Below are 13,069 nucleotides of genomic sequence, written 5' to 3' on the forward strand. Positions count from 1 at the left end.
GGCGATAAATGTAGAAAAGTCCGAGCTCTCGCTCGGGACTTTGTCTACAGTCTGAACATCTGTACATATACAGATGTTCTTCTTTTCTTTTTTCATCTCTATTTTCTGGAAATGGCCGCCCTGTAGGCCTCCCCCACTGTTCCCCCTGAATAGGCCGCATACATCTGGGCCGTGGTGCTGTCTGAGTGGCCCAGCATAGCCTGGACAGCGTGAATGTCGGCACCGCCCCGTATCAGATGGGCTGCAAAGGAGTGGCGCAGGGTATGGGGGGTAATGTCGGCCTGAATGCCCGCCTTTTCCCCATAGTACTTGATGATCTTCCAGAAGCCCTGGCGGCTCATGGCCTTGCCGTTGCAGTTGGTAAAAAGCCATTCTGATTCCTGGCCTTTGAGCAGGTCACGGCGTCCCCGCTCCAGATAGGAGGCAAGGGCCTGCTTTGCCGTCTTTCCAAAGGGCACCATGCGCTCCTTGTGCTCATCGCGGCAGGTAATATATCCAATCTGCATATTCAGATCAGTAAGCTTTAGATTGATCAGCTCCGAAACACGCATACCGGTGGCATACAGAAGCTCCAGCATAGCCTTGTCCCGCAGCTCCTTTGGGGAGGACAGGCCCGGCTGCTCCAAAAGGGCGTTTACCTCGTTGACACTTAAGATTACCGGCGCCTTCTTCTCGATCTTTGGGGCCCGCAGAAGCTCTGCCGGATCGCGGATGATCTTTCCTTCCTTCTGCATAAAACTGAAAAATGCTTTGATAGAGGCCAGTTCTCTTGATATGGTGGTAGACGCCTTTCCTTCTTTTTCCAGATACAGGATATAAGAATTCAGGCTGGTCCTTGTCACCTTACCAACCTCTGTGATCCCCTTCTCCTTCAGAAATGCACTCAGCTGCACCAGGTCCCGCTGATAGGAGATCTCTGTATTCTTAGAAGTCTTTTTTACATCTCTCAGATAGCTCACAAAATCCTTTATGTCCGACGTCATAGCCCCTTCATGCCCCTAACACATTTTCACCAAAAATCGCCCGAATCGGCGTGCTAGCTTACATTATAGCGACATTTTCCCATAAAATCAAACACATTTTTCCCACTTTTGTATACTTTTTTACTACGTTATATCATCTCTACAACATCTTGCCCCCCCACATTCTCCCCCTTGCCCATATGTTGTAAGACTCACAAAATCCCCCTCAAATACTGTCCCGCAAAAACCTCCAGAAAAGCTCCTAAACCTGTTACTGCCAGAAGAAATATCCCCCCCGGAAGATGGATCCTCTTTTCCTTCTGGCCTGCCCACCGGGCCAGCACAAACCACACAAACAGGTATAAGATTCCCTGGGGCAGGAAAGCGCACAGAAAAGCTGCGATCCCCAGGATCCCCTTTCTGACAGTGAACACGGTGAGGACCACTGCCAGGGACATGGCCCCATGAAAGGTCAGGACACCAAACAGAAGCTGGCTGCAGACCGTAAGACCTGCCACCCAGCCTGCAAGCATCCCCAGGGCTCTTGACCGGAGGACAAGGAAAAATGCCTCCATGCCGGGATTTCCCCTTGTGATCCCAGCGTTTCCTCCCAGGATCTCTCCCTGGACCACGCTGCTGCCAAACAAAAGGGCTGCTGCCGTTCCTCCCAGTATTCCGGAAATAAACGTAAGCAGCAGCCAGTCCGCATAGGTAAATGAATATGTCCTTCTCATGCTCCTGCCTCCGGCTTCCCTTATGGAATACCTTATGCAGGCTCGTTTCCCTTTATGAACGTTTCTTTAAGCAAGCTCATCCTTCTTGTCCACAGAGCGGTACTTACGGGCATAGGCCATAATAGCGGCAATGGTCTTTCCATCGGAGATCTTCCCCGCATAGATCATATCCTCCAGATCTTTCAGATCCCAGGCCTCCACGTCGATCACCTCATCCTCGTCCAGATGCTGGTGGGAAGGGATCAGGTTGCGTGCCACGAAAATGTCAATGGCCTCATCACAGAATGCCACCGTGGTGTTCACACTGATCAGATATTCCATGTTCTCAGTACGGAAGCCCGTCTCCTCCTCCAGCTCCCTGTAGGCGCATTCGATCTTTGGCTCATCCGGCTCATCCAGCTTTCCTGCGGGGATCTCCAGTGTAAAGCGGTCCAGCGCATTGCGGTACTGGCGCACCATGAGGATCTTGCCCTCAGAGGTCACAGGGAGCACTGCTGCTGCCCCATCGTGGTGGATAAAATCCCAGTGGGCCTCATGGCCGTTTGCCAATACGGTATCCTGATAGATTTTTAAGATCGTGCCCTGATACCGCAGTTCACGGTTCAGACGGACAACCGGCGTGTTCTCATTTTCTGCTTTCTTTCCCATGTTCTTACCCTCTCTTATTTTATTTTCTGGCTCTTTTCATAGCTGGCATCTGCTGCCTTGATAACAGCATTGCGAAGCCCCCACTCCTCCAGGGCGGACACTCCTGCAATGGTGGTTCCTCCCGGTGAGCAGACCTCATCCTTTAACTGGCCCGGATGCTTTCCGGTCTCCAGCACCATCTTTGCACTGCCAAGCACTGTCTGGGCAGCCATCTCATAGGCTGTCTTTCTGGGAAGGCCGTATTTGACCCCGCTGTCTGCCAGTGCTTCAATGAACATATACACAAAAGCCGGAGAACAGCCGCTGACACAGCCAACTGCATCCATCTGGCGCTCCTCCACCAGCTCTGCCTTACCGCAGGAGGTGAAGATTTCCCGGATCTCGGCCTTCTCCTCTTCGGAATAGGCCTCTGCCTCATAGGCCACTCCCGTCATGCCCTCGCCTAAGAGAGCCGGGGTGTTGGGCATGGCCCGCACCACACGCACCTGACCGCCCATGCGCTCCCTCAGGCTTTTGATGGTAAGTCCCGGCGCAAGGGATACTACGATCTGTCCAGGCCTTAAACCCTCTCTGATATCGTCAAACACCTCATCAAAATACTGGGGCTTTACTGCCAGGATCAGATACTGGGAGCTCTCTGCACACTCCCTGTTGGAAGATGCATGAGGCACACCGGTCTCCACCGTTACCTGCTCCATTTTCTCCCTGTGGGCTGCTGTGAACAACAGATCCTGCGGCCCATAGGTTCCCTTTTTCAAAAGTCCCTTTAAAATGGCGGAGCCCATATTTCCCATTCCGATAAATCCAACCTTCGCCATGCTCTCATCCTCCTTCCGACCCTTCTATAAGGCCTCTCTCCTGACACATGCAGTGCGCCACAAAGGCCCCGGCAGATCATAAACGCTTCATGCCGGGACCTCCTTTCCATGTCAGTCGATATTTTTCAGTATATCACAAAAATCAAAGGTAGCAAAGTAGTCTTTTGCAGTTTCTGCCCTGCGTATCATCTCCACGGAGCCGTCCTCCTTCAGCAGGAGCTCCGCAGACTTTAGCTTTCCGTTGTAATTATAGCCCATTGCAAAACCATGGGCGCCTGCATCGTGGATCACCAGAAGATCTCCTTTTTCGATCTCAGGCAGCATGCGGTCAATGGCAAACTTGTCATTGTTCTCACAGAGAGAGCCTGTGATATCATACATGTGGTCGCAGGGAGCATCCTCCTTGCCCATTACGGTGATGTGATGGTAAGCGCCGTACATGGCAGGACGCATCAGGTTTACTGCGCAGGCATCCACGCCGATATACTCCTTGTGAGTGTGCTTCTCGTGGATCGCCTTTGTCACCAGGCAGCCGAAAGGCCCTAACATAAAACGGCCCAGCTCGGTGCACAGGGATACATCGCCCATTCCGGCAGGTACAAGGACCTCCTCATAGACCTGGCGCACGCCCTCGCCGATGGCTAAAATATCATTGGGCTCCTGATCCGGGCGGTAAGGAATGCCAACGCCGCCTGACAGGTTGATAAAGGTAATGTGAGCCCCTGTCTCCTCCTTTAACCTGACTGCCAGCTCAAACAGGATCTTTGCCAGCATGGGGTAATACTCATTGGTAACCGTGTTGCTTGCCAGGAATGCATGGATGCCAAACTGCTTTGCTCCCTTTGCCTTTAAGATCTTAAAGGCTTCGATGATCTGCTCTGTTGTCATGCCGTATTTGGCATCTCCGGGGTTGTCCATGATATCATTGCTGATCTTGAACACACCGCCCGGATTATAGCGGCAGCTGATAGTCTCAGGAATATATCCCAGCGTGTCCTCCAGGCACTGAATGTGGGTGATATCATCTAAGTTGATGATCGCCCCCAGCTTTTCTGCATAGGCAAACTCCTGAGGAGGAGTGTCATTGGAGGAAAACATGATATCGTGACCAGAGAAGCCGCAGGCCTTTGACATCATAAGCTCTGTCATGGAGGAGCAGTCTGTGCCGCAGCCCAGCTCCTGTAAGATCTTCAGGATAAATGGATTGGGAGTTGCCTTCACGGCAAAATACTCCTTGTAGCCTTTGTTCCACGCAAATGCCTGCTTTAACTTCCTGGCATTTTCTCTGATCCCCTTTTCATCATATAAATAGAAGGGAGTGGGATAGGTCTCCTCAATCTTTTTTAACTGTTCCAGGGTTACAAATGGTTTCTTTTCCACAATGTTTTCTCCTCTCTGTTACTATAAAAGTCCTGCCGCCGGATAGGGGCATGTGTTCAGGTATGCCAAATGCGCCCGCCAGACTTTCATGTTGTGGTGCGTTCCCCGCCGGGCGCATGAGGGTTTTCTATAAAAACTGTAGACACAAAAAGCCTGTCAGGAAGTACCACATTAACGCGTTCCCGCGGTTATTGTACTCCCAGGCAGACTTCTTTGTCCAGTGTTTTTTCAATTATCTGTTATTCAATGCTGATTACCCGCATGATATTGGTCTGGGTAGCCGGCTCGTGACGTCTGGTGTAGGTGACCACGCCTGCGGTGATAACCGCCAGCTCTCCCGGATGAACCAGGCCCTTTTCCTTTAACTCCTCTGTGGAGTTCTCGATCAGCTCATCCGTGGACTCTGCTCTCCTGGACCATACAGGAGTCACACCCCACTGCAGCTGCATCTGACGCACAGTTGCCATGCTGGGGGACATGCCGATGATCCTTGCAGCAGGCCTCCATTTTGACAGCAGCATGGAGGTAAAGCCGGAAATACTCGGCGCCACAATGGCGTCTGCTCCCACATCATGGGCCGTGGAAACAGAGGAAAAGCAGACAGCATTGGAAATATTCTTCATGTTCTGCTTGCTGACCTTGCGCTCACGGTAATTTGTATAATCCAGATGGCTCTCTGTCTCCTCCGCAATGGAAGCCATCATCTTTAATGCCTCTACCGGGTATTTGCCCATGGCAGTCTCACCGGACAGCATCACAGCGTCCGTACCGTCATAGATCGCATTGGCAACGTCTGTCACCTCTGCCCTGGTAGGCCTTGGATTTCTTATCATGGAATCCAGCATCTGGGTGGCAGTGATAACGGTCTTACAGGCCTCATTGCACTTGCGGATGATCTGCTTCTGAATGTGGGGAACCTGCTCTGCGGGGATCTCCACGCCCATATCGCCTCTCGCTACCATAATGCCGTCTGCCGCCTCGATAATCGCATCCAGATTCTCAATGCCCTCTGCATTTTCGATCTTTGCGATCACCTTCATGGAAGAGCCCTGCTCATCCAGCATTTCCTTGATCTCACGGATGCAGTCAGCTGTGCGCACAAAGGAGGCTGCGATGAAGTCAAAGCCGTGCTTGATTCCAAAACGGATATCCTCCTTGTCCTTGTCCGTGAGGGCAGGAAGCTTGATCTTTACATTTGGCACATTGACGCCCTTTCTCTCGCCCAGCTCGCCGCCGTTTACCACGGTACATACGATATCGGTGTCCTTTACTTCCTCTACCCGAAGCTCGATCAGGCCATCGTCGATCAGGATGCGGTTGCCGGAAACAACGTCCTCATTCAGCCCGCTGTAGTTGATATGACCAACATTTTCATCTCCTGTAACCTCTCTGGTGGTCAGCGTATATGTCTGTCCCTCCTTCAATGTTACCTTCTTCCCGTCCTTTAATACGCCTGTGCGGATCTCCGGTCCCTTTGTATCGAGAAGGGCTGCAACGGGAATATCCAGCTCCTTTCTCACCTCTTTTAACATCTCCAGGCGGCCCAGATGCTCGCTGTAATCGCCGTGGGAGAAATTAAATCTGGCTACATCCATTCCATTTTTTGCCAGCTCCGCCATCATGTTCTTGTCGCTTGTGTTGGGGCCCATGGTACAGATGATCTTTGTTCTCTTCATTTGATAAATCCTCCATTATTCGTTATGCGGTGTATTATCCTGTGTTTTCACATGCTGATGTGTATATAAATGATCCATGCAGTACTCATAGCTGCCTTCACATTTGGAGCAATAGCGGAATTCCATGCCTGGGCTGTCCTTGTCTGTCCGGCCGCATACGGCACAGCGGTGTCCCCTCTTCACCACAGCGGCAGGCCGCATTTTCTTCTGAAAATCCTTCTGGCGATGCTTCTGCTTGTAGCCCGTATCCCCCGCCAGCACCATCCACAGGAAAAAGATAGCCATATGGACAACGCACACAAAGATCTCCGCTTTGGTGAAAATGGAGCCGGTCACAAAGTCATACAGGTAAATGGCAGCCTCTGCCAGGGCGATCCACTTTGCCCTTAAAGGAAGGACCATCATGAGCATGACCTGGGACTCAGGAAACATCAGTGCAAACACAAAGAAAAAGGAATACACCAGATGAAGGGGTGTCAGCACCAGCGGGAATCCCGTAAAGAGATAAAACAGGATCGCCACAGCCGCATTTAAGAGAACGCCGGAGATAATATAGCAATTAAACCGGAAAGTCCCCCATATCTGCTCCACGATCGTGCCGAAGATGCGGATACAGTAAATGGCAAGCACATTAAACAGGATCAGCCCTATGGTGCTTCCCCCGGTAAATGCCGGCGGGAAGATAAGAAAGGTAAAGATCCTCCAGACCTGCCCATGCAGGATAGCGACGGGATTCAGCATAAAGTAACTCAGAAGCTCCGGTGCCAGAAGGTACAGCATGAGCCCCATAGCCTGAAGAGCACACACATAGTTGATAATGCCCTTAATGGCATAACGGTTCAGGAAACGTTTTATTTTTGTAAAAAAATTCATTCTCAACCCTCTTTACTATAAAAGTCCTGCCGCCGTGAGGCGGCATGTATTCAGGTATGCCCAATGCGCCCGCCAGACTTTCGCGGTGCGGTGGCGCGTCCGCCCGCCGGACGCATGCAGGCTTGCTATCAATTTGTCAGAACAAATCCTTCTTATTAAATATATAGGCCACCACCAGGGACAATGCCACTGCAAAACCAAGGACAATGAAAAATCCTTGCGGATGATCCGCAAAGGGCATGCCTATCGACTTCACATTCATCCCGTAGAAGCTGGCCACCATGGTGGGGATGGACATTACGATCGTAACCGTTGCCAGAAACTTCATCACAATATTCAGATTATTGGAGATCACAGAGGCAAAGGCGTCCATGGTGCTGCTCAGGATACCGCTGTAAATGCCCGCCATCTCAATAGCCTGCTTGTTCTCTACGATAACATCCTCCAGAAGGTCCGTATCCTCCGGGTACTTCTTGATCTTTTCAATGCGCAAAAGGCGCTCTAACACTGCCTCGTTTGAACGGAGGGAGGTGGTAAAATACACCAGTGATTTTTCAAGCTCTAAGAGAGCGATCAGATCCTCATTCTTTGGCGACTGGTGCAGCTGCTTTTCAATGACCTCGCTTTTCTTGTCAATAATGCGCAGATACTGAAGGTACTGGGCCGCATTCCTGTAAAGGATCTGAAGGATGAACCTGGTCTTCATAAAGGTGTAGAAATCCCTCACGCGCCCATCCATAAAGGATGCCAGCACAGGTGTCTCCTCCAGGCAGACAGTGATGAGCACATCGTTGGTGGTGATGATAGCCATAGGAATGGTGACAAACCAGTCCTTGCCGCTGCGCTCCTCGATCGAAGGGATATCCACCAGTATCAGTGTATAGTTCTCCTCCACCTCAATACGGGAACGCTCTTCCTCATCCAGAGGAGCCTTGATGTGATCCGGATCGATCTGGTAGGCGTCCGCCACATCCATGATCTCCGAAGCCGTGGGGTTGGTAAGTGCGATCCAACAGCCCGGCTGCATCTCTTCTTTTTCATGCATGGCACCGTCTTCGGTCTTAAAAATCCGTCTCATGCAAACTCTCCCCCATTTTGAATTTATACCTTCTCCATTATAGTGACTGGGGATGTTTTTGTCAAATGAATTAACTTTTCCAAAGGCCGGTCCTGACAGCCTTGGAAAAGATGCACAGTTCTTGTAAATTTTTCACGATTTTTTAACGCCTGTCCCCAATTGTAATTGCAAATGTTTTATGTTAAACTCTAGTATGCGTATTTTCGGCTTATGTCTTCCTATTGCAAAATATGTTGCATAAGTCACAGCTTTTTCCAAACAGCTGATTTAAGATACTGTAAAATGTCAACTGACTTGGCAGTCAGCCGCCTTCGGGTCAGGGAGTCCCCCTTCGTTTTTCCGGATACAGGCGGCTTTCCTGCTGTAGGTTACAAAGGAGGTCAGGGGATAACCCGCATATTTATGAATCAACTTGTTAATACACTTACGCTTGGGATCGACATTGGTTCCACAACCGTAAAAATTGCACTACTTGACAAGAGCTCACATATAGTATTCTCCGATTATGAGCGTCATTATGCCAATATACAGGAAACTCTGGCTGAGCTTCTGAAAAAAGCCCTGGAGAAAACAGGGCCAATATCCGTCATTCCCGTCATCACAGGCTCCGGCGGCCTTACCCTTTCTTCCCATTTAAGGGTTCCCTTTGTCCAGGAGGTCGTAGCTGTGGCATCTGCCCTCCAGGATTACGCTCCCAGGACAGATGTGGCTATTGAGCTTGGCGGAGAAGACGCAAAGATCATCTACTTTACCGGCGGCATTGACCAGAGGATGAACGGCATCTGTGCAGGAGGAACAGGCTCCTTTATCGACCAGATGGCCTCCCTTCTCCAGACAGATGCGGCAGGACTGAACAATTATGCCAAAGACTACAAGGCAATCTATCCCATTGCCGCCCGCTGCGGCGTGTTCGCCAAATCCGACATCCAGCCTCTGATCAATGAAGGGGCTACCAGAGAGGATCTGGCTGCTTCCATTTTCCAGGCAGTGGTGAACCAGACCATAAGCGGCCTGGCCTGCGGAAAGCCCATCCGGGGCAATGTGGCCTTCTTAGGAGGACCCCTGCATTTCCTTCCGGAGCTGCGAGGCGCCTTTATCCGCACCCTGCGCCTGACGCCGGAGCAGATCATTGCGCCGGAGCACTCCCACCTCTTTGCGGCTGTGGGAGCTGCCATGAATCCCCAGGAGGGCCAGGAGGCCGTCTCCCTGGAGGGTATGATCCGCTCCCTCTCCTCCGGGATCCAGATGGATTTTGAGGTAAAGAGAATGGAGCCTCTGTTTGCAGACCAGGCAGACTATGAAGAATTTACCAGACGCCACAGCGGTAACAGCGTAAAGTCCGGGGACCTCTCCACCTATGAGGGGCTCTGCTATCTGGGCATTGACGCCGGCTCCACCACCACAAAGGTGGCGCTGGTCGGCGAGGACGGCTCCCTGTTATACCGCTTCTATGACAACAACAACGGAAGCCCTCTGGTTACTGCTATCCGGGCCATCGGCAAGATCAAGGAGCAGCTTCCAGACACTGCCCGCATTGCATGGTCCTGCTCTACCGGCTACGGCGAAGCCCTGTTAAAGGCAGCCCTTATGCTGGATGAGGGCGAGGTGGAGACCATCTCCCACTACTATGCCGCCGCCTTCTTTGAGCCGGAGGTGGACTGCATCCTGGACATCGGCGGACAGGACATGAAATGCATCAAGATCAAGGATGGCACCGTGGACAGCGTGCAGTTAAACGAGGCCTGCTCCTCCGGCTGCGGCTCCTTTATCGAGACCTTTGCAAAGAGTTTAAACTACAGCGTGAAGGACTTCGCAAAGGAAGCCCTGTTCGCGAAAAATCCAACGGACCTGGGCACCCGCTGCACTGTCTTTATGAACTCCAATGTAAAACAGGCGCAGAAGGAGGGAGCCTCCGTGGCAGATATTTCTGCCGGCCTGGCCTACTCTGTCATCAAAAATGCATTATATAAGGTAATTAAGATCACAAGCCCATCTGATCTGGGCCGCCATGTGGTGGTGCAGGGAGGCACCTTCTACAACGATGCCGTGCTCAGGAGCTTTGAGAAGATCTCCGGCTGTGAGGCCGTGCGCCCTGACATTGCAGGCATCATGGGAGCCTTCGGCGCTGCCCTCATCGCAAGGGAGCGTTATCACATGGCAGGTGAGCAGGAAACCTCCATGCTGCCTTTAGATAAGATCATTTCCTTAAAATACACCACCTCCATGACCAGATGCAAGGGCTGCAACAACCACTGCGTCCTTACCATCAACCAGTTCGGAAGCGGACGCCGCTTTATCTCCGGAAACCGCTGTGAACGCGGACTGGGCCTGGAGAAGGCAAAGAAGGAAATACCAAATCTGTTTGACTATAAGTACCACCGGATGTTTGACTACGAGTCCCTGCCCTTAGATCAGGCTGACCGGGGCACCGTAGGCATCCCGCGGGTACTCAACATGTATGAAAACTTCCCCTTCTGGGCTGTTTTCTTTAAGAAGCTGCGCTACCATGTGGTGCTCTCTCCCCAGTCCACCAGGCAGATCTACGAGCTGGGTATTGAGTCCATTCCCAGCGAATCGGAGTGCTATCCGGCAAAGCTGGTCCACGGCCATGTGACCTGGCTGATCCGCCAGGGCGTGAAGTTTATCTTCTACCCCTGCATTCCCTATGAGCGCAACGAAAGCCCGGCAGCAGGCAACCATTACAACTGCCCCATGGTGACATCCTACGCAGAAAATATCAAGAACAATGTAGAGGCTCTGGAGGAGGAGCATGTGCATTTCATGAACCCCTTCATGGCATTTACCAACGAGACCGTCCTGACAGATGCCCTTGTAAAGGAATTTACAAAATCCCTCCAGATCCCTGCTGCTGAGGTGAAGATGGCTGCCCATGCCGCATGGCAGGAGCTGATCGCCTCCAGGGAGGATATGGAAAAGAAAGGGGAGGAGACCCTCCAGTGGATGAAGGATCACGGAAAGCGGGGCATTGTCCTGGCAGGACGTCCCTATCACGTGGACCCGGAGATCCACCATGGCATTCCGGAGCTCATTGCCTCCTACGGCTTTGCCGTCCTCACAGAGGATGCCGTATCCCATCTGGGCCAGGTGGAGCGTCCCCTTGTGGTGACAGACCAATGGATGTACCACTCCCGTCTGTATGCTGCTGCCAGCTTTGTAAAGACACAGGAGAATCTGGATCTGATCCAGTTAAACTCCTTTGGCTGCGGCCTGGATGCCGTTACCACGGATCAGGTAGCCGATATCCTGACGCACTCCGGCAAGATCTACACCGTGCTTAAGATCGATGAGGTCAATAACCTGGGCGCTGCCCGCATCCGCATCCGTTCCCTAATTGCCGCCCTGCGGGTAAGGGATCAGAAGCACTATGAGCGCAGGGTAGTATCAAGCGCTTACAACCGTGTGATGTTCACAAAGGAGATGAAAAAGGACTACACTCTGCTGTGTCCTCAGATGTCTCCCATCCACTTTGACCTGTTAGAGCCAGCCATCCGTGCCTTTGGGTACAAGATCGAGGTGCTGCAGAACCACAACCGCAATGCTGTGGACGTTGGCCTTCAGTATGTGAATAACGATGCCTGCTATCCGTCCCTGATCGTCATCGGTCAGATCATGGATGCCCTGCTGTCCGGAAAATACGACTTAGACCACACAGCCGTCCTCATGAGCCAGACAGGCGGCGGCTGCCGTGCATCCAATTACATTGGCTTTATCCGCCGTGCCCTGGAGAAGGCCGGCATGCCTCAGGTTCCCGTGATCTCAGTTAATGCCAATGGCATGGAGACCAACCCAGGCTTCCAGTTCACGGTTCCGCTGCTCACAAAGGCCATGCAGGCCATTGTATACGGCGATATCTTTATGCGGGTGCTCTATGCCACAAGGCCTTATGAGGCTGTGCCCGGCAGTGCCAACTCCCTCCACGAGAAATGGAAGAAACGCTGCATTGCCTCCCTGTCTAAGAAGAATGCGGCCATGATGGAGTTTAACCGCAATATCCGCGGTATTATCCGGGATTTTGACGCGCTGCCGAGACAGAATATCCAGAAGCCGAAGGTAGGTATTGTAGGAGAGATCCTGGTGAAGTTCTCACCCCTTGCAAATAACCATGTGGTGGACCTTCTGGAAACCGAGGGAGCCGAGGCCGTAATGCCCGACCTGATGGATTTCCTGCTGTACTGCTTCTACAACAGCAACTTCAAGGCAGACCATCTGGGCGCAAAGAAGTCAACGGCCCACCTGTGCAACGCAGGCATCGCCCTTTTAGAGTACTTCCGAAAAACTGCCAGAAAGGAGCTTGCTGCCAGCAGTCATTTTACACCGCCCTCAAACATCAACCAGTTAGCCGATATGGCAAAGGGCTTTGTCTCCCTGGGCAACCAGACAGGCGAGGGATGGTTCCTCACCGGAGAAATGCTGGAGCTCATCCACAGCGGCGTTGAGAACATCATCTGCACCCAGCCCTTCGGCTGCCTGCCCAACCACATTGTAGGAAAGGGCGTCATCAAGGAGCTTCGCAGAAATTATCCGAACTCCAACATCATCGCCGTGGACTACGACCCAGGCGCCAGCGAGGTAAACCAGTTAAACCGCATCAAGCTCATGCTCTCCACTGCCCAGAAGAACCTGAAGAAGGCTGAGGCAAAAGAAGAGAAAACCAAACGCCCGAAGGCGGTGCTGCGGGGTACGCTGCAGCATAGTGCTACATAAGGAAGAGCCCTGGCGGCAGGTTGCGTGATTCCAGTTCGAGGACTTTGCCCTCGAGCTCCCATTCCAGAAAACATAGTTTGTCTACAGTCTAAACGGTCCGGAGAATAGTATTCTCCGAACCGTCAGACTGTAGACAAAGTCCCGAGCGAGAGCTCGGACTTTTCTACATTTATCG

9 protein-coding genes are annotated in these 13,069 nt (G+C 52.0%); 1 reads left to right on the top strand and 8 read right to left on the bottom strand.

Going from position 1 to position 13,069, the window contains the following annotated elements:
* Positions 1–98: 98 nt before the first annotated feature.
* From LIZ87_RS20925 to LIZ87_RS20960, 8 genes are all read right to left on the bottom strand, one after another.
* Positions 99–983, bottom strand: a complete 885-nt coding sequence (locus LIZ87_RS20925) for a tyrosine recombinase (RefSeq protein ID WP_178315532.1) — start codon at positions 981–983, stop codon at positions 99–101.
* Between the two features lie 191 nt (positions 984–1,174).
* Positions 1,175–1,696 carry a hypothetical protein gene (locus LIZ87_RS20930; protein ID WP_227149085.1) on the bottom strand — a complete coding sequence of 174 codons (522 nt, stop codon included), beginning with the start codon at positions 1,694–1,696 and terminating at the stop codon, positions 1,175–1,177.
* Positions 1,697–1,762: 66 nt separating this feature from the next.
* Complete coding sequence (locus LIZ87_RS20935; protein WP_227149086.1) at positions 1,763–2,344, bottom strand: NUDIX hydrolase; 582 nt, start codon at positions 2,342–2,344, stop codon at positions 1,763–1,765.
* Positions 2,345–2,358: 14 nt separating this feature from the next.
* On the bottom strand, positions 2,359–3,162 hold the full coding sequence (proC, locus tag LIZ87_RS20940; protein ID WP_227149087.1) for a pyrroline-5-carboxylate reductase: 804 nt from the start codon (positions 3,160–3,162) through the stop codon (positions 2,359–2,361).
* A 111-nt stretch (positions 3,163–3,273) separates the two neighbouring features.
* Positions 3,274–4,542 carry a diaminopimelate decarboxylase gene (locus LIZ87_RS20945; RefSeq protein ID WP_178313753.1) on the bottom strand — a complete coding sequence of 423 codons (1,269 nt, stop codon included), beginning with the start codon at positions 4,540–4,542 and terminating at the stop codon, positions 3,274–3,276.
* A gap of 239 nt (positions 4,543–4,781) precedes the next feature.
* A complete protein-coding gene (pyk, locus tag LIZ87_RS20950; protein ID WP_178313751.1) occupies positions 4,782–6,218 on the bottom strand; it encodes a pyruvate kinase in 1,437 nt (478 codons plus the stop codon).
* A 15-nt stretch (positions 6,219–6,233) separates the two neighbouring features.
* Positions 6,234–7,091: a rhomboid family intramembrane serine protease gene (locus LIZ87_RS20955; protein WP_227149088.1), complete on the bottom strand. Its 858-nt coding sequence runs from the start codon at positions 7,089–7,091 to the stop codon at positions 6,234–6,236.
* A gap of 136 nt (positions 7,092–7,227) precedes the next feature.
* Positions 7,228–8,169, bottom strand: a complete 942-nt coding sequence (locus tag LIZ87_RS20960) for a magnesium transporter CorA family protein (protein WP_178313274.1) — start codon at positions 8,167–8,169, stop codon at positions 7,228–7,230.
* A 402-nt stretch (positions 8,170–8,571) separates the two neighbouring features.
* Here LIZ87_RS20960 and LIZ87_RS20965 point away from each other — a divergent pair, with 402 nt between their 5' ends.
* On the top strand, positions 8,572–12,894 hold the full coding sequence (locus tag LIZ87_RS20965) for a 2-hydroxyacyl-CoA dehydratase (RefSeq protein WP_227149089.1): 4,323 nt from the start codon (positions 8,572–8,574) through the stop codon (positions 12,892–12,894).
* Positions 12,895–13,069 lie beyond the last annotated feature (175 nt).

Source organism: Lacrimispora sp. 210928-DFI.3.58 (assembly GCF_020554865.1).
GTDB lineage: Bacteria > Bacillota > Clostridia > Lachnospirales > Lachnospiraceae > Enterocloster.